Source organism: Melittangium boletus DSM 14713 (assembly GCF_002305855.1).
GTDB lineage: Bacteria > Myxococcota > Myxococcia > Myxococcales > Myxococcaceae > Cystobacter > Cystobacter boletus.
Genome location: NZ_CP022163.1, coordinates 5,235,244 through 5,253,291 on the forward strand (window position 1 = coordinate 5,235,244; position 18,048 = coordinate 5,253,291).

The following is an 18,048-nucleotide window of genomic DNA, read 5'->3' on the forward strand; positions in this document are numbered from 1 at the left end:
AGCACGGCCCTGCTTATATCCCGGCCGCGTTCCAGTCCGCCGCTCAGTCCATCAATCCGCCGAGGCTGAGGTCCAGCCGGCTGCGCACGAGGCCGAGAAGACTCTCCAATTCGCGGCCGTGGAGCTTCAACCTGGCCTCGAGTTCGTGACGGGTGAGCCGCAGCAGCCGCTCGCGCGCGTGGGCCACGTGGCGCGCGATGTTCGAGCGCGACTCGCCATACATCGTCGCGAGCCGGTCCATGGTGAGGCCATGCAGGTGGTGCAGGCGCAGCAGGGCGCGCTCGCGCTCGGGGAGGGCCGCGAGCGCGGCCCGCAGGGCCTCGGAGAGGACTTCGCGCGAGTGGGCGCGCACCAACTCGCGCTCTGGATCATCCGGTGCCAGGAGCTGGGCAAGGGACTCGGGGGACTCGGAGAGGCGTTCCGGGTGGCCCCCCTGCTGGCTCAGCGCGGTGACGATGCGCGCGGCGACGATGCGCACCCAGGCGCGCAGGGGCCCGCGGCCCGCGTAGTCGGCGATTCGCGGCGGTGCCTCCCCCACACCCAGCAGCAGCCGCTGGCGCAGCACCTGGAGCACCTCGTCCACGGTGCTTCCCGGCAGCGGACCCAGGCGCGCGGGCACCTTGCGCAGCACGTGTTGCTCGAAGGAGAGCAGGGCCTGGGGCTCGCCCTCGGCGCAGGCACACGCCAGATAGAGGTCCGCCGCGTGGAGCTTCGCCAGCGCGTCCGCGGGTGCCTCCGGGGCGGGCAGGTGCCGGGCCAGGTGGCGCAGGAAGCGCTCGGGGGGGAGCTTCACCGCGGGCCATGCGCTCGCCGCCGCGGCGAGGTGGCTCGCGAGCAGTGCCTCCAATCCGGGCCACGCCCGAAGCCAGTCCCGCCGGTCCTCGGGGGCATGTGCCAGCAACATCCGCGACAGGGGGGAGGGCGTCTCGTCCGTCATGGGTGGCGCGTCCTCCATTCCACCACGGCGTGGTGCTCCACGCGGGCACGCGTCCCCAGCGCTTCCATCTGGCCCTGGGCCTCGTCCAGCAGGGTGGCCGTGCGCGGGCCGTCTCCGAGCGCGCGGGCCAGGAGGAAGCGGACCCATGCGGCGTCCAGCCTGTCCCCAGGGGCCCGCTCGTGGATATTCAGGGCGCGCTCGAGCAGGGGCCGCGCCCGCGCGGGGTGCGCGAGTGTCAGGTGCGCCTCGCCGAGACAGGCGAGATCCAATGCCACGTCCGGGCTCTCGGCGCCCTGCGCCCGCTCGTCGAGTTCCAGGGCCCGCTGGCAGCCGCCGAGCGCCGCCCGGGGTGTCCCCGAACGGAGCTCCACGATGCCCAGCTCGCGCGTCGCGCCCGCGGACACCGCGCTGTCCGGACCGTTCTCCTTCTCCAGCAGCCGCAGGGCGTGCTGGATGTGCGCACGGGCCTGGGCGGGACGGCCCGCGCGCAGGTGGATATGGGCGAGGGTGCGCAGCGGCAGCTCCGCGCGCGGGGTGTCCGGTCCCATGCCCCGCTGGATGCGCTCGAGGGCCTGCTGGGCGAGGGCGAGCGCCTCGTCGAGGTTCTGCGCGTCGTAGGCGACCATGCTCAGCCCTCCGAGCGCGGTGACGGTGTTGGGGTGATCCGGGCCCTTGCTGCGCTCGAAGATGGCGAGGGCGCGCTCGAAGGAGCGCCGGGACTCCTCCAGCCGGCCCTCGCGCCGCGACAGGACGGCCAGGTTGTTGAGGGGCGCGCCGAGGCTCGGATGATCCGGGGAGCGGGCCGCCTCCAGCAGGGACAGCGCGCGGCGGAAGGTGGCGAGTGCCTCGTCGGGCCGGCCCTGTTGCAGCAGCTCGCTGGCGAGGTTGTTGAGGTTGAGCGCGAGCGAGGGGTGATGCGGGCCCCACAGCCGCTCGCGCAGCTCCTGGGCCTGGCGGTAGAGCGACAGGGCCTCCGGGCCGCGGATCTGCCGCGAGCGCACCCGCCCCAGTCCGGAGAGGAAGTACGAGGTGCGCAGGCTCTCGGGACCATAGGCTTGCCGCGACAGCGCCAGTCCCTGGGAGAACTCCGCGTCCGCCTCGTCCAGCTTGCCCTGCACGAGCAGTTGTCCGCCCATGCGCAGGTGCAGCTCCGTGGCGAGGGCGGGAAAGCGCTCGCGTCCCAGCCGGTCCACGGCGGCCCGGGCGTGGTGCACGAGCCGGTTGACCTCGTCCATGCGCGCCATCTGCTCCCCCACCACCCACAGCAGGAGGATCCACGCGTGCGCGGCCGTCTCGTCGTCGCGGCCGGCCTCGGCGGCCCACACGGCGCGGTAGAGGATCTCCTCGGCCTCCTTGGGCTTGCCGGTCAGGCCGTGCAGTTGTCCGTGCAGGGTGAGCACCTCGGCCTCCAGGGGCCGGTAGTCGAGCCCCCGCAGCTCCGGGAGGAGCGCGGTGGTGACCTCGAGGGCGGCGGCGTGGTTGCCGGCGTACAGGCGGGCGTGGGCCTCGGCGAGCTGGCGGCGGGCGGCGTCCACCCGGGGGCGCAGGGCGTCGGGGGGTTGGGGCCGGATGGCGAGCACGGGGGCCTCCGTGCATCCGTCGAGCCCCTCGAGCGAGGCGACCACCTGGGGGACGTTCTGCACCGTCTGGGCGTCCGCCTTCTCCAGCACGCCGGTGACGGCGGCGAAGTGCCACAGCCGGGTGTCCAGGCAGGCCGTCTTCAGCCACGCGGTGCGCGGGTCGTCCCGATCCGCCGCCATGCAGGCCTCGGTGCGCAGCGTGCGCCAGCGTGTGGCGTGGTCATCCAGCGCGCGCGCGGCGGCTTCCCAGGCGGCGCTGGCGAAGGGCTTGCCGGTGGCGAGAAAGGCCGCTCGCACGCGCCCGCGCCGCTCGGGACTCCAGGCGGCGGCGAGCTTCTCCGTCTCCTGCTCGCAGCGCGCCGCGCGCCGGTGGGCGGCCACGTAACCCAGGGCCACGCCCATCAGGCTGGCGGCGACGGCGGAGGCCACCACCCAGGCGCGCACGCGCCGGGGGGCGGGGGAGAGCTCCGCGAGCAGCGCCTCCATGGAGGGGTGCCTCGCCTCGGGAGACGCCCGCAGGCCCCGCCGCACCGCCCGGCGCACCCGGGCGGGCACCTTCGACTCTCCTCCGGGAGGCCGGATGCGCTCCTCGCGCATGGCCTGGGCGAGCTCCTCGATCGTCCGTCCCTCGAAGGGCCTCGGGCCATGGAGCGCCTCGTGGAGCGCCACGCAGAAGCTGAACTGGTCGGAGAGCGCGTCCGCGCCCTGTCCGGCGAACTGCTCGGGGGCCATGTAGGCCGGCGTGCCCAGGAGCGCGCCCGTCCGGGTCAGGGGGGTGACGGTGGCGTCCCCGGCGGGCAGCGGGGGGGGCTCCCCGGGCGTGTCGTCTTCCTGCTCGGCGGCGCGGGCCAGTCCGAAGTCCGTCACCCGCACGCGACCATCCCGGCCCACGAGGACGTTGGCCGGCTTGAAGTCGCGGTGGACGAGGCCCGCCGCGTGCGCCGCCGCCAGCCCCCGTCCCGCGTCGACGAAGACGCGCAGCACCTCGGGCCAGGGGCGCGGCGGTTTCAGCCACTCCGTGAGCGTGCTGCCCTCCACCAGCTCCATGGCGAGGAAGACGCCCTGCTCGCACACGCCCGTGTCGTGCACCGCGACGACGTTCGGGTGGGACAGCCGGGCCATCGCCTGGGCCTCGCGCAGCAGCCGCTGGCCCAGGGCCTCCACGTGGCGGCCTTCCGGACGCAGGAGCTTGAGGGCCACCTGCCGCGCCAGCTCGGGATCATAGGCCGCGTACACCTCGCCCATGGCGCCCCGCCCGATGCGTCTGAGCACCACGTAGCGCGCGAGCCGGGCTCCCGGCGCCAGGGGAGTGTCCTCCTCCCGTGCCGGCACGCCCGGGGTGGAGCTGGCCCCGAGCGCGACCTGGCCCTGGCACTCCTCACAACCCTCCAGGTGCGTGAGCACCCGGGCCCGCCCTTCCTCCGGGAGCATCCCCGCGAGGAAGTCACTCAGTGTCGTCTCGTCCGGGCACGTCTCGGGGGGAAGCACGTGTTCCAAGGAATACAACTTCTGGGGCCCCCTGGGAATCGGCCCCCCCGGAGCGGCTAGCCAACGGTGCCGATCTTCTCGTCGCGGTCCAGGTACTCGCCCTTGACGGTGCCGGAGTACCAGGACGTGCTGTTGGTGCCGCTCTTGTCGTACTGGATGTGGGTGTGGGGGCCGGTGACGTTGCCCGTGCCTCCCTCATCGCCGACCTGGCAGCGGTTGCACGTCTTGTCCTTGGACGTGGCGGCCACGTAGAGGAAGTGCCACTGGCGGAACGTGTAGCCGTTGGCGAAGGTGTGCTTCACCTCGTTCTGGTTGCCGCTGCCGTTGCCGTAGCAGACCCGGGACGTGGTGCGGATGGTCACGTTCCAGGAGAGCGAGGCCTGCACCGCCGTCTCGACGCCCCAGTAGCCACAGCCGCTGCCGCTGGCGAGGTCCACCGCGCCGTGGAAGGAGCCGCTCGAGTAGTAGGTGGTGGCCGTCACGGTGCCCGGAAAGGGCGCGCCCACGGTGTACGCGGTCGCGGCCGTGGGCAGCAGGGCCAGGGACATCAGGGTCGCCAGGGTCGTCTTCATCATGTTGCGCATCGGAGGCTCCTCTCGGGCCGATTCATCGGCCCCCGGGGGAAGGGTGCTGCTCATCGGGCCTGGGACAGCCGCTGCTTCGCGCTCGGGAGCAGGCCCACTCCCGAGGGTTCACTGAAAAGGGAGCGCGCGGGCGCTAGCCGACGTTGCCGATGGCGTCACCCGTCTCCAGGTACTCGCCCTTGACGGTGCCCGCGTACCAGGAGGTGCTGTTGGTGCCGCTCTTGTCGTACTGCAGATGGGTATGGGGGCCGGTGACGTTGCCCGTGCCGCCTTCCCGGCCAATCGCGCAGCGATCGCACGTCTTGTCCTGGGAAAGCGTGGCGTCGTAGAGGAAATGCCACTGGCGGAACGTGTAGCCGTTGGCGAAGGTGTGCTTCACCTCGTTCTGGTTGCCGCTGCCGTTGCCGTAGCAGACCTTGGCCGTGGTGCGGATGGTCACGTTCCAGGCGAGCATGCCCTTGACCGCCACCTTGACGGGGTCGACGCCGCAGGTCTTGCCACTGGAGATGTCCACCGCGCCGTGGAAGGAGCCGCTCGAATAGTAGGTGGTGGCGGTGACGGTGCCCGCGTGGGGCGCGACCACGGGGTTCGCGGTCGCGGCCGCGGGCAGCAGGGCCAGGGACATCAGGGTCGCCAGGGTCGTCTTCATCGGGTTGTGCATCGGGGGGTTCCTCTCGGACGGCTCAACGGGTCTGGGACAGCCGCTGTTTGGCGCTCTGGATCAGGCTCCACTCCTGGAGGTTCATCTCCAGCACGCGCGTCCACGCGTCGATCTCCGGCGCGAGGCGGGGATCCACCTCGCGCAGGCGCTTGAGCTCGGGCACCGCGCTGGAGAAGCCCAGCCGGGCGATGCTCGCGAGCATGGCCTTGCGCGCCTGGGGATCCGTCTCGGCGCGGTACTGGGCCCCGAGCGTCTCGCGGGCGCTGGCCATCTGGGCCGCGGGCACGCCGCCCAGCGCGGTGCTCGCCGCGGCGCGCACCTGCGCGGAGTCGCTGCCCAACAGGTTCTCGAGCGTGCGGGCCGAGTCCGCGCTCACCTCGCCCGTCATGAGATTGCCCAGGATCCGGGCCGTCACCTCGGGGTCGGACGAGGCCGCCGCCGCCGCCACCGCGGTGTCCGCCGCCTTGCCATCCCGCCCGCCATACACCTCGCGGTTGTCGGTGATGAGGTTGGTGGCGGCCTCCTGGCGCACCTCGGGCGAGGGGTCGCGCATCAGGCGCTCGTACATGTCCCCCGTGCGCTCCAGCGCGCCCGTCTGACGCATGGCCCGCACGGTGGCGGCGCGCAGGGCCGGGTCGCGATCGCCCAGGGCGCGCCGGGCCACGCTCTCCATCGCCTCGTCCTCCAGGCCGCGCTCGGTGCGCGCGACGAGCGCCGCCGCGAGGTGCTCGACCATGACCGGGTCGTACTCGCGCTCGAAGGCGGCCTGGAGCTCGCCCAGGGGCAGGTTGACGGCGGACTCGCTCAGCAGCGTGCGCAGGTAGCGCTTGTAGGCCTCGGACTTCGAGCCGAGCCCGTGGCGGATCTGCCCGAGGAGTCCCTCCAGCGAGCACGTCTCTCCCTGGAGGGCGGGGGCCTCGGCCGAGGGGGGGGCCGCCAGCGCGGAGGCGGGGGCGAGCAGGCCCAGGGCGAGCACCAGGGCGGACAGGGGCGTCTTTCGAGGCGCGAGGGACATGGCGGCGCTCCGGGTCTCAGTCGTCATGGTGGTCGAGGCAGCCATGGGGATCCTGGGAGGGCAGGCCGAACCAGATGCGGTCGTAGTCGACGATGCCGCTCGCGTAGAGCCGCTCGATGTCCTGGTAGTTGGCCTGGAAGCGGGGGTCGATGAGGGCCATGTTCGCCATGACGGGCAGCGCGTCCTTGCCGGCGGCCCGGGCGGAGAAGCGGAAGAGGGCCCAGCGCACGCACAGGTTCCGCTCGGTGGCGAAGGCCTTGGCGTAGATGTCCAGCACCTGCTTCTTGTCCTCCGCGAGGGACAGGTCGTGCGCCACCACCTGCCGCACCTCGTCGCTGCCTTCCGTGGTGAGCATCTGGGCCAGCCGCTGGGTGGTGCGCGCGTCGAGCGGCGCGTCCGCGTGCATCTCCATCTCGAGCGCCAGGTAGCGCACCGGCTCATCCTGGGACTCGGTGCCGATGGTGAGGAGCTTGTCGAGGTAGGGCTTGACGTTGCCCGTGCGCTCCATGTCCTCCTTCATCACCCGGCCGATGGCGCGCGTGGTGATCCACCCCGCCTCGCCCGAGGCGGCGTCCTTGGCGAAGTGGGTGAGGCGATCGAGCTGCGCGGGCTCGAGCCGGGGCAGCTTCTGCAGGCTGTCGAGGAACCCCGCGCGCCGCCCCAGGTCCATCTTCTCGTCGAGTCCCAGGTCCATCACCCGCTCGACGACCCGGGGCTGGAGCAGGGCCGGAGCGCCCCGGACCCCCGCCATGAACAGCTTGAACTCGGCGGGCGTGGCCTCGCGCGCCCACTCCAGCACCTCGAGCGCCCGGCCCTCGTCTCCGCCGATGAGCTCGGCGAGGCGCTCCTTGAGGTAGGCGAGGACGTGGGGATCCCTCGAGGCCAGCAAGGGCTTCGCCCAGTCCCGGAATGTCTCGAGCGTCACCGACTCGTTGAAGCGCTCCAGGTCCCGCCAGCAGGTGGTCTGGGAGAAGCGGGGCGCCTTCTGCTCGGGTCCGGCCGGACCGGCGGGTGCCTGGGGGGCGGGTGCCGGGGCCGCCGAGGCGGCTCCGGACGTGGGGGCTGGGGGGGTCTCCGATGGGCCCGTGTCTCCGGTGCCGCGGGTGAGCAGGGCCACGGCCGCGAGCAGGGCCACGGCGCCGAGCGCGAGCGCGATCCGCGGACCTCGCGGAGAGGGCGCGCGCTCAGGAGAAGCGCTGGAGCGGGGCGGGGCGTCGGGAGTCATGGCGTGCCGGGGATGGGGTTTCGCCCGCTATGAGCGGCCCCAGGAGGCATCATCCCGCGAAAAATTAAAAAATGATTTTCCCGCGATTTCCAGGTGCCAGCCTTAATCCTTGACATGCCATGAAAAGTAGGGAGAAGGTATAAAGCTGTAAAACAGTAAAATCCAACTCCCATGACCCTATCGACTTGGCGAGTTCGTCCGATCAAGGCGGGATTCATGCTCCATTCTAAACGCTCAAGCCTCTTCCTTCGTACCGCGTGCGCGACGTTGTTCCTCACGAGCGCGTGCTCCCCGGCGAGCGGTTCGTCCGATGAGCAGGGGGACGCGACAGCGGCTGCCTCGAGTCCGTTGCTCATCTCCGGCGTGAGCTTCAAGACGGTGCTCGGCGGCCGGTACGTGGGGGCTCAGAACAACGGAGGCGGCGCGGTCATCGCGACGGCGACGAGCGCGCAAGCGTGGGAAAAGTTCACGATCGATGACATCAACGGTGGAGCCCTCGAGAGCGGGGACTCGATCTTCATCACCGCGGGCACTGGGCAGTACTTCCAGGCCGCGAATGGTGGTGGCTCCTCGCTGAACGCCGCCAGTTGGAACCGTCAGGGCTGGGAGACGTTCCGCATCGTCAAGCAGAGCGGGAGCGGCGTGATCGCCAATGGCGACGTCGTGGGCTTGCAGACGGTGACGACTGGCAATTGGGTATCCGCGGAGAACGGCGGCGGTGGCACGGTGTTCGCGTATGGCGGCGCGTTCGGTGATTGGGAGCGGTTGACGATCTCTGGCTTGTCCGGAGGCACGACGCCCCCGCCGACGACGCCGCCGCAGACGCGCGTCGTGGGCTATCTGCCCAACTGGTACGGCTCCTACGCGAGCTGGGTCGGCCGGGTGGACTTCAGCAAGCTCACGCACGTGAACCTCGCGTTCGCCCTGGGTGACGCGAACGGGCGCCTCCAGCTGGCGCCGAGCAGCGACCTCGCGACGTTCGTGAACGCCGCGCACGCCAAGGGCGTGAAGGTGTTCCCCTCGCTCTGTGGTGGCGGTGGAGACGGACAGATCACGCCCTTCTATCAGCCCGGCAAGGTCGATGCCTTCGTGGACCACATCATCGACTTCGTGGTCTCGAACAACATGGATGGAATCGACGTGGACGTGGAGGCGCCGGATCGCATGGGCGCCGTCTACGACACGTTCATCGCGAAGTTGATCGCGAAGGCCCGGCCGCGCGGCTTTCCCGTGACGGCCGCCGTCTCGCAGTGGATGCAGTATGGAATGTCGGACACGACGCTGCGCTCGTTCGACTTCATCACCATCATGTCCTACGACAACGCGGGCACCTGGACGGGCGCGGGCGAGCACTCGAGCTATCAGCAGGCGGTGACCGCGCTGTCCTACTACGTGAACAAGGGCGTGGCGCGGGACAGGATCGTGCTCGGCGTGCCCTTCTACGGGTACTGCTGGGGCAACTGCGGGAATGGCCAGAGCAGCTCGTACGTGCTCTATAAAGACATCCTGGCGAAGTTCCCGAGCGCCGCGAACGCGGATTGGATCAGCGCCAACGGAGCCCAGTATTCCTACAATGGGCTCGCGACGATGCGCTCGAAGGCGACCCTGGCGAAGCAGTACGGCGGGATCATGATCTGGGAGCTGGCCGGGGACCTGAGCACCTCGAGCGATCAGTCCCTGCTTCGCGCCATCGACGGCTCGCTGCGCTAGGAAGCACCGCGCCGCCGGAGAAGGGGACGGCTCAGCGGGAGGCCGTCTCGTTCTCCGGTGTGGCGTGCGCGTCGTGCTCCTCGCGGTCGAGCGAGGCGGGCAGGAGCGCGTTGGCGAGGATTCCCACGAGCGCGGCCAGGGCCATGCCGTGCAGCTCCAGGTGGAATCCTCCCACGGCCACCGGCACCTTGGCGCCGCCCAGGCCGAGCACGAGGATGAGGCTCACCACGATGAGATTGCGGCTGTGGGCGAAGTCGATGCGCGCCTCGGACAGCGTGCGGATGCCCACCGAGGCGATCATCCCGAAGAGCAGGATGCTCACCCCGCCCAGTACGCCCGAGGGGAAGCTCTGGAACACGGCGGCGAGCTTGGGCGACAGGCCGAAGAGCATGGCGAAGCCCGCGGCGATGCGCAGCACGGCCGGGTCATAGACGCGCGTGACGGCGAGCACGCCCGTGTTCTCCGCGTAGGTGGTGGCGGCGGGCCCGCCGAGCGCGGCGGATGCCATGTTGGCGATGCCATCGGCGAAGAGCGTGCGCGGCAGCCCGGGGCTCTCCAGGAAGTTCTTGCCCACCACGCGGCCGTTCACGATGACGTCGCCCACGTGCTCGATGAAGGTGACGAGCGCCACCGGGGCGAGCACGAAGATGGCCGTCCAGGAGAAGCGCGGCGCGTGGAAGGGCGGCAGGCCCACCCAGGAGGCGGCGCGGATGGCGTCGAGCTTCGCGGGTTCCACGGCTCCCAGGGCCAGGGCGGCCCCATAACCCACCAGCACGGCGATGAGGATGGGGATCATCTTGAAGAGGCCGCGGGCGAGCACACTGGTGAGGATGGCGGCCAGCAGGGTGACGAGCGCGAGCCCCCAGTGACTCTGGGCCTGGTTGACGGCGACGTCCGCGAGGCTCAGCCCGATGACGATGATGACGGGCCCGGTGACGATGGGCGGAAACACCCGCTGCACGCGCGCCACGCCCACGGCCTTCACCGCGGCGGAGAAGACGATGTACATGGCGCCCGCGGCGATGAGGCCTCCCCCCACGGCGGCGGGGCCCTCGGACTGGAGCACCGCGACGATGGGCGCGATGAAGGCGAAGCTGCTGCCCAGGAAGATGGGCACGCCCAGTCCGGTGAGGACATGGAAGAGCAGGGTGCCCAGGCCCGCGCCAAACAGGGCCACGCTCGGATTCAGCCCGGTGAGCAAGGGCACCAGCACGGTGGCTCCGAACATGGCGATGGTGTGCTGCAGGCCCAGGACGGCCTTCTTGCGAAATGGCAGGGGGGGCATGGTCATGGCCTTAGCGCACTCCCGCCCAGGGGGCGATACCTCGGTCCTGCTGGAAAATTGCGGCGGCACTTCATTTTCTTGATGCGTTTCCCGGATTAATCCGTTAGAACTCCAACCGTCGCTCAGGTCGTGAGCGCGGGGTTTCCGGGTGTTCCGGTGTTCGGACCGCTGTCGGGTGCTTCGTCCGCGATGGTCACTTCGCAAGGAGGAATCTCGTGAGGAATCAGTCCCTTGGATGGTGGGTGCTTCTCGGTGTCGCCGCGTCCGCATGCGGTGGAGTTCCGGAGACGGAGGCCGGAAACGTCCAGGAAGGAGTGGAGCTCGCGCGCTACACCACCTTGAGCGACGAGGAGCAGACGCCGACCGAGGAGACGCCGACCGAGGAGACGCCGACGACGGACGAAGGGGAGGAGCCTCCCGCGGATGACGGCGAGGCCCCGTGGTGGGGCGACGGCCCGCCGCCGTGGTGGGGCGGTGGGGATGACGGCGAGAACCCGAACCCGGGTGACGGTGGCGATGGAGACCCGCCGCCTCCTCCTCCCAGCCCCTGCGTCCAGGTGGACCTGGATGAGTACAACCTCTTCGTGCTGGGCAACTACACCCAGGGCCATGACGTGCAGGGCAAGGTGGCGGCCGGCGGCGACATCTCGATGACGTACTTCGCCGTGGGTGGCAGCCTCGCGCAGGACAACACGAGCAACGTGCTGGTCGCTGGCGGCAACCTCTTCGTCAACGGCGGCTCCATCTACGGCAACGCCTACTACGGTGGCTACACCACCGCGGGCCAGAACGTGACGGTGCACCGCGGCACCCTGTCCCAGGGAACGCCCATCGACTTCGCCGCGCGCTTCGCCCAGCTCGAGCAGGTGTCCGCGCGTCTGGCGAGCGCCCCGAACCCGACGGGCACCACCCGCATCGAGCCGTGGGGCGGTCTGTTCCTGGAGGGTCACAACGCGGGGGTGAACACGTTCAACGTGGACGCCAGCGTCTTCGGCCGGACGAACTACTTCTCCATCAACGCGCCGGCCAACTCCCGCGTCGTCATCAACATCCGGGGCGCGTACGCCAGGTTCGCCAACTTCGGCCAGTCGTTCAGCGGTGGCATCAACCAGAAGGGCGTCCTCTTCAACTTCGTCGACACCACGAAGATCGAGGCCACCAGCTACGGCTTCTGGGGCACCATCCTCGCGCCCCACGCGGACATGACCTTCAACAACGGCAGCTGGGATGGCGGCATCTACGCCCGCTCGCTGACGGGCACCGCCGAGGGCCACGTCAACCCGCTCGAGGACTTCCAGTACTGCACCCTGATCAGCGGCGACTGAGCCGCGTCCCCGCCGGCCCCGCGTGTGCGCGCGGGGCCCCGGAATGAAAAACCCCGGAGGCCCATGCGGCGCTCCGGGGTTTTTCTATTAGTGCGAGTTTCGCACTTTCTGGAGAGGTTCAATCCGCCGGTTGCAAAGCGCTGGGGAGGAGCAGGAGCGGTTTTTGTTGGCCCTGCTTGTTGCACGGGGTCTCAGAATGTGCTGAGCGCAGACAGGAGTAGCGCAAGGTGGTGAGCGTCGGCGAAGGAAGGGCTCACTTTCTGGCGATACCAGGGGCGGAAGGGGGCTCATAGTGGGTGTGCCCTTCCCTGGCGCACCGCAGCACGGTCTGGCTGTATGGCCATGGGAGCGGTTCTCCGCGCGGCAAGCGGCTCCAGCCTTGCGGCTCTTTGAACTCCAGATGGCTCTTTCCTCAATGGAAGGCTTCCTCGATGGACCATCGTCCGGCGTATCCCCGCAAGACCTCCTCGGCCGTCTCTGTGGTGACGGTGGAGTGGAACACTGACATCGGCCGACTTCCTGGGCGGCGTTCAACCACCACCACTTTGAGCGGGCGACCCGGGACGCTGTACCAATATGCCAACCCTTCGACGACGCGCACCTTGGTGGCACGTGGCTATGGCATTGCTTTAGAGTATTGAAAGAGTACATCTGCTGCAAAGCTCAAGTACTCAGGACCTGGCGATATAGGGGAGTTGAGTGCGACGGTGTGGATGTGGCCATTACTCAGGAGGGCTGCGTCTGCTGCGGCGTTTATGTATTTTTGATCTGCTTGTCCATTGCGATGTATGAGGCAATTCCGACGTTCACGGACCTCGCTCGCTAGTTTTATTGAATTGTTAGGTACGTTGAATTTTTTTTCTGTGGCTTTTTGCAGCTGGCCTAACGTCCCTTCTCCTGGCTGGCCGATTGACTTGAGTTTTGATGATAGGAAGTGTTCGTATTTTGAAATTAAGAGCAATAAATAGTCGCTGCTCATCCGCTGAGTTGCGTGTGCATGCATTGCCTTGATTGCAAGCTTAAAAGATTCGTTGGCTATAAAAGGGGGAACTCCATCGACTGGATCTACTCCCCGGTATTCGATTAGAACGTCAGCCTGACCAAGCTCGGATATTCTGACGAACTCAATAACGTTCCTGATCCGCCAGTAGTTCCTTAGTACTTCTAATAAATCTTGATGTAGATCGGAGTGTGTCATCGAGTTTCACGAATAAGGCGGACGTAACCCCGCATTAGCGGATTGCTGAAACGATAGAGGCCATTCTGTTCTTTGGTTAAGATCGCTCTCCTGTCTGCGGTAATTAATTTCTTCAGTGCCGCGCCTACGGCTTGCGTCGTCACGGGTTCATCGTTTTCTTTTGACGCAATCAAGTTGACCTTTTGAGTTATTGCTGCTGTCGGCGAGACGCGTGCGTTGCCTTCCGATACTGCCCAAACAATTCTCCTGTATATTTCTGATTCTCTGACAGATGGGATTGCTGCTTCGTAGGTCGAGCTGAGTTCGGCATCACAATCTCGGGCCGCTATTTTGATTCCGAGTTCAAAGTCAGCTACTTCCACTCGTTGGGACCCTCGTTTGAGCGCCTGCTCGGCAGTGCTGACGGCGATTAGATGGACGTAGTATGGAAGCTTGTCCGAAACTTCGACAAGGCGCTTTTTTACGATGCCGTCGAATTGTAGGCCTAGGACGAGTTCTCCATGTGCAATGATTTTTGACAATTCGCTCTCGGACATTCGTTCCAAGGCTATTTGTCGAAAATTTCTGACGTTTGAGGTGTGTCCCCGAAGGATTTCGTCTGCTGTCTCAGCAACCCCGATGAGTACGAGTTTGACGTCTGGTCTGTTTGTGGAGAGGTTCTTGCAGAGTTCGGCTAGTCTGGAAATGGTGTCTTGATCTTGAATTCTGTCGATTTCATCGACGACGATCAAGATGGGACCTACGGGAAGCAGTGCTCGGAAATCGTCTGCCGAGAAGTTTGATGCGCTTAGATCGAGATTTATACCTCCAGCTCTGATGTTTTGAGTTTTGGCGTCAAATATAAAGCGGTTGGGATCTTTTTCTGCGAACTTCAGAAGAACCGACCTGCAAAGGGCGGTAAATGAGAAGCTTTTCTCGCAAAAGACCTTGATCGGGTTTTTTTTGGAGGTTGCCACATTGGCAAGAGATGTTTTTCCTGCCCCTCGTTCGCCAAAAATGACGACATGAAGGCCTGGTGCGACAATCGCGCTTTCGACGCGCTCACGTTCAACTTCTCTGCCTTGGAAATCATCAGGATTGTCTATGGGTGCATGAGGACGGAACGCTATGTGCAACTTCTCTTGAATTTCAGGTGTAAGGGGCATTGGTTTTTTTTCTTAGACAGAAGTTAAAATAGGTTCATGCCCGCATCGGTGCTTGCCGGGTGTCCAGACGTCAGCTCCAGTCGGAGTGGACGAAGCCGGCGTCGGGCCGGTCCCGGCGCTGGTAGGTGTGGGCGCCGAAGGCATCGCGCTGGGCCTGGGTGAGGTTCTGCGGCAGCTCGGCGCTGCGGTAGCTGTCGAAGTAGGCGAGGCTGGCGCTGAACACGGGGGTGGGGATGCCCAGCCGCGTGGCCACTCCCACCGTCTTGCGCCACGCGGGCGCCATCTTCTCCAGCACCGGGGCCACGTTGTCCGCGAGCATCAGGTTGCTCAGCTCCGGCTGCTGGGTGAAGGCCTCGCGCAGCGGGGTGAGCAGTTTCGCGCGGATGATGCAGCCGGCCCGCCAGATGCGCGCCATCTCCGCGAGCGACACGTTCCACTTGTACTCGCGCGACGCGGCCTGGATGAGCCGCAGGCCCTGGGCGTACGTGGCCACCCGGGCCGCGTACAGCGCGTCATGCACCCACGCCGCCAGGTTCGCCCGCTCGTCCGCGGACAGCGACTCTCCCGTGGGCCCGGGGAGGACGCGGCTGGCCGCCACGCGCTCGTCCTTGAGCGAGGACAGGTTGCGCGCGTCCAGGGCTCCGGCGATGGACGGCACGGACACGCCCAGGTCGAGCGCCACCTGCACCGTCCACTTGCCCGTGCCCTTCTGTCCCGCCTTGTCGAGCACCTGCTCCACCAGCGGCTTGCCCGTCTCCGGGTCCTTCTTGCGCAACACCTGGAGGGTGGTCTCCAGCAGGAAGGACTCGGCGATGCCCTGGTTCCACTGGGTGAAGAGGTCCGCGAGCGCGTCCGTCGACAGCCCGAGTCCACGGCGCAGCAAGTCATACGTCTCCGCGAGCAGCTGCATGTCCGCGTACTCGATGCCGTTGTGCACCATCTTCACGAAGTGGCCCGCGCCATCCGGGCCCACGTGGGTGACGCAGGGCGAGCCCTCGCTCCGGGCGGCGATGGCCTCGAGCACCGGCCGCACCAGCGCGTAGGCCTCGGCGGGGCCGCCGGGCATGAGGGACGGACCGTGGCGCGCGCCTTCTTCTCCGCCCGACACGCCCACGCCCAGGAAGTGCAGTCCCTTCTGCGTCCACGCCGCCTCGCGCCGCCGGGTGTCCTGGAACCAGGAGTTGCCGCCATCGAGCACGATGTCCCCGGGCTGGAGCAGGGGCTCGAGCCGCCCCATCACCGAGTCCACGGGCGCTCCCGCCGTCACCATCATCAGGATGCGGCGCGGGCGCTCCAGCGAGGCCACGAAGTCCTCCAGCGCGGCGTGGCCCTGGAGGCTCGCGGGGGCGCCCTTCGCGCGCACGTCGTCGAAGCGCTTGGGCTCGATGTCCCAGACGGAGACCCGGAAGCCCCGGTCCGCCACGTTGAGCGCGAGGCTCTGCCCCATCACCCCCATGCCCAGTACGCCGAACTGCGCCAGCTCCCCACTGCTCCGCGCCGTGCTCATGGCACCTCCTCCCTTGACGTCGTCCTGGCCAGCCGCGGCCGTGTCCATCATCCACTGCGCCTGGGTGACCCGGGCCGCGGGGAAATCCTCTCCCGCGCGAAACCGCGCCACGATGTCCCGCTTGCCCGCGCCGTTGACCAGGCCCAGCACCTTCCGGGCCGACTGGAGCACCGGCAGCGTCAGCGTCATCCGCCACGGGGGCGGCTTGGGGCCCACCACCGCCAGCACCCGCCGCTGCCGCTCCTCGAGCGCGGCGTGGCCCGGGAAGAGCGACGCCGTGTGGCCGTCCTCGCCCATGCCCATCACCACCACGTCCAGCACCTCGGGCAACAGCGCCTCGTAGTCGCGCGCCGCCTGGTCGCGGTCCGCGCGCTCGCCCTGCATCCGGAAGACCTGGTGGGGTTGGATGCCCAGGGGCTTGAGGAGCGTCTGCTCCGCCAGCAGGTAGTTGCTGTCCGGGTGGTCGGGCGGCACGAAGCGCTCGTCCACGAAGTAGAAGTCCACCAGCGCCCACGGCACGTCCTGCTTCACCAACTCCCGGTACACCTGGCCCGTCGTGCTCCCACCCGAGAGGGCGAGGCTGACGCGCTGACCTCCCGCCATGGCCTCGCGCAGGGCGTCCGCCACCCACCTGGCACCCTCGGGGCCCAGCGCCTCCTTGTTCATCACCCGTGGCGTGGCGCTCATCCCTTCAGCTCCATCCAGCGCCGGCCGTCACGCGACAGCAAGTCCTTGGCGGCCTCCGGGCCCTCGCTCCCGGGCGCGTACGTGGGCAGGTCGCCTCCCTGGCCCGAGTCAAGCGCCTCGATGATGGGCGTCACCCATGCCCACGCCTGCTCCACGCTGTCCTGACGGGCGAAGAGCGTGGGATTGCCGCGCATGGCATCGAGCATCAACCGCTCGTAGGCCTCGGGCACCGGCTTGTCGAAGCTCTTGGCGTAGTCGAAGTCCATGGTGACGCCCGCGATGTTGATGTCCTCGCCGGGCACCTTGGATTCGAAGCTCAACGCGATGCCCTCGCGCGGCTGGATGCGCAGCGTGAGGACGTTGGGCTGCAAGCGCTGGCAGGTGTCGCTGGTGTTGAAGAGGCAGTGCGGCACGGCCTTGAAGTGGATGGACACCTGCGTCACGCGCTTGCCCATGTTCTTGCCCGCGCGCACGTAGAAGGGCACGCCTTGCCAGCGCCACGTGTCGATGTATGTCTTGAGCGCCACGTAGGTGGGCACCCGCGAGTCCTTCGCCACGCCCTCCTCGTCCCGGTAGCCCTGGTATTGCCCCTGCACCACGGAGCTGAACACCTCGTCGCCCTCCAGGGGACGCAGCGCGCGGAACACCTTGTTCTTCTCGTCGCGGATGTCCTCCGCCGCGAAGGAGATGGGCGGCTCCATGGCGCACATGGCGAGCACCTGCAACAGGTGGTTCTGCACCATGTCCCGGATGACGCCCGTCTCGTCATAGAAGCGTCCGCGTCCCTCCACGCCCACCTTCTCCGCCGCGGTGATTTCCACGTGGTCGATGTGCTGGCGGTTCCACAGCGGTTCGAAGATGGCGTTGGCGAAGCGGAAGACGAGGATGTTCTGCACCGTCTCCTTGCCCAGGTAGTGGTCGATGCGGAAGATCTGCTTCTCGTCCAGGACCGAGGCCAGGGCGCGGTTGAGCTCCTTGGCGGTCTTCAAATCCCGGCCGAAGGGCTTCTCCACCACGAGCCGGCGCCAGGGCTTCTTCTCGTTGGCGCTCTCGCGGTAGAGCAGCCCGGCGCCCGCGAGCCCATCGAGCAGCGAGGGGAACGTGGAGGCGGGCGTCGCCAGATAATAGAGCTGGTTGCCCTGGGTTCCATAGCGCTTCGCCATGTCATCCAGGTGATCGCTCAGCCGCTTGAAGGACTCGGGGTCGTCATAGGCGCCCGACAGCATTTCCAGCCGGGAGGACAGCTTCTGCCAGACGGACTCGTCCAGAGGTTTGGTACGAGCATATTTCTCCAGTCCTTCTTTCACTTGGGCGCGCAACTTCTCCACGTTGTGCTTGGAGCGGCTGAAGGCGACGATGGCGAACTGGTCGGGCAGCGAGCCCTGGCGGGCCAGCTCGAAGAGCGCCGGAAAGAGTTTGCGCTGCGCCAGGTCCCCCGTGGCGCCGAAGAGGACCATGATGCAGGGGTCGGGTCTGCCCGCGCGCAGCAGCGGCTCTCCCTCTCGGAGTTGGGTCTCGATTTGCAGTCCCTTGTCTTCCATGTCGCCCTCCTGGACGGCGGATGTGGGGTGGGGGAATAGATGCGCTCGTCCCCGCGCCGTCGCGGCCATAACGCGGGGGAGGCCCGAGGCGCCAGAACCATGTCATCGCGCACTGTGGTATGCGGGATGCGCAATCGTTCGCCGGATGACGTGTGGTCCA

Annotated in this window: 13 protein-coding genes; 2 read left to right on the top strand and 11 right to left on the bottom strand. The window is 67.8% G+C overall.

All coding sequences use genetic code 11. The features are described 5' to 3' along the window. Nucleotides 1–43 precede the first annotated feature (43 nt). The 6 genes from MEBOL_RS22100 to MEBOL_RS22125 form a co-directional block, all read right to left on the bottom strand. Nucleotides 44–937 (bottom strand): sigma-70 family RNA polymerase sigma factor, encoded by an 894-nt coding sequence (locus MEBOL_RS22100; protein WP_095982920.1) that lies wholly within the window; start codon nt 935–937, stop codon nt 44–46. Continuing rightward, the gene (locus MEBOL_RS22105; RefSeq protein ID WP_095982921.1) at nt 934–4,005 is read right to left on the bottom strand and encodes a tetratricopeptide repeat protein; all 3,072 of its coding nucleotides are present in this window, start codon (nt 4,003–4,005) and stop codon (nt 934–936) included. Before MEBOL_RS22105 ends, MEBOL_RS22100 begins: the two co-directional genes overlap by 4 nt. 56 nt (nt 4,006–4,061) lie before the next feature. Beyond that, nucleotides 4,062–4,589 carry a M23 family metallopeptidase gene (locus MEBOL_RS22110; RefSeq protein ID WP_095979311.1) on the bottom strand — a complete coding sequence of 176 codons (528 nt, stop codon included), beginning with the start codon at nt 4,587–4,589 and terminating at the stop codon, nt 4,062–4,064. Nucleotides 4,590–4,722: 133 nt separating this feature from the next. Then, nucleotides 4,723–5,250, bottom strand: a complete 528-nt coding sequence (locus tag MEBOL_RS22115; protein WP_095979312.1) for a hypothetical protein — start codon at nt 5,248–5,250, stop codon at nt 4,723–4,725. A gap of 22 nt (nt 5,251–5,272) precedes the next feature. Beyond that, complete coding sequence (locus MEBOL_RS22120) at nt 5,273–6,265, bottom strand: hypothetical protein (RefSeq protein WP_095979313.1); 993 nt, start codon at nt 6,263–6,265, stop codon at nt 5,273–5,275. 16 nt (nt 6,266–6,281) lie between these two features. Next, a complete protein-coding gene (locus tag MEBOL_RS22125) occupies nt 6,282–7,490 on the bottom strand; it encodes a hypothetical protein (protein WP_170115565.1) in 1,209 nt (402 codons plus the stop codon). Between the two features lie 216 nt (nt 7,491–7,706). On the opposite strand from MEBOL_RS22125, the gene MEBOL_RS22130 reads away from it, so the two are divergent. Then, nucleotides 7,707–9,200, top strand: coding sequence for a glycosyl hydrolase family 18 protein (locus MEBOL_RS22130; protein ID WP_095979314.1), 1,494 nt, complete (start codon nt 7,707–7,709; stop codon nt 9,198–9,200). Nucleotides 9,201–9,231: 31 nt separating this feature from the next. Here the strand turns inward: MEBOL_RS22130 and MEBOL_RS22135 are convergent, their stop codons facing one another. Next, a complete protein-coding gene (locus MEBOL_RS22135; RefSeq protein WP_245918732.1) occupies nt 9,232–10,491 on the bottom strand; it encodes a uracil-xanthine permease family protein in 1,260 nt (419 codons plus the stop codon). 209 nt (nt 10,492–10,700) lie between these two features. On the opposite strand from MEBOL_RS22135, the gene MEBOL_RS22140 reads away from it, so the two are divergent. Then, complete coding sequence (locus tag MEBOL_RS22140) at nt 10,701–11,810, top strand: choice-of-anchor A family protein (protein ID WP_245918733.1); 1,110 nt, start codon at nt 10,701–10,703, stop codon at nt 11,808–11,810. Nucleotides 11,811–12,426: 616 nt separating this feature from the next. Here MEBOL_RS22140 and MEBOL_RS41325 read toward each other — a convergent pair. The 4 genes from MEBOL_RS41325 to zwf all read right to left on the bottom strand — a co-directional run bounded on the left by MEBOL_RS41325 (nt 12,427) and on the right by zwf (nt 17,888). Further along, nucleotides 12,427–13,008, bottom strand: coding sequence for a hypothetical protein (locus MEBOL_RS41325; RefSeq protein WP_157775358.1), 582 nt, complete (start codon nt 13,006–13,008; stop codon nt 12,427–12,429). After that, nucleotides 13,005–14,153 (bottom strand): AAA family ATPase, encoded by a 1,149-nt coding sequence (locus MEBOL_RS22150; RefSeq protein ID WP_095979315.1) that lies wholly within the window; start codon nt 14,151–14,153, stop codon nt 13,005–13,007. The genes MEBOL_RS41325 and MEBOL_RS22150 overlap by 4 nt, the downstream gene beginning before the upstream one ends. Nucleotides 14,154–14,223: 70 nt before the next feature. After that, the gene (gene gndA, locus MEBOL_RS22155) at nt 14,224–16,347 is read right to left on the bottom strand and encodes an NADP-dependent phosphogluconate dehydrogenase (RefSeq protein ID WP_095979316.1); all 2,124 of its coding nucleotides are present in this window, start codon (nt 16,345–16,347) and stop codon (nt 14,224–14,226) included. Next, entirely contained in the window at nt 16,344–17,888 is a 1,545-nt protein-coding gene (gene zwf / locus MEBOL_RS22160; RefSeq protein WP_095979317.1) for a glucose-6-phosphate dehydrogenase, read from the bottom strand. The genes gndA and zwf overlap by 4 nt, the downstream gene beginning before the upstream one ends. Between the last annotated feature and the right edge of the window lie 160 nt (nt 17,889–18,048).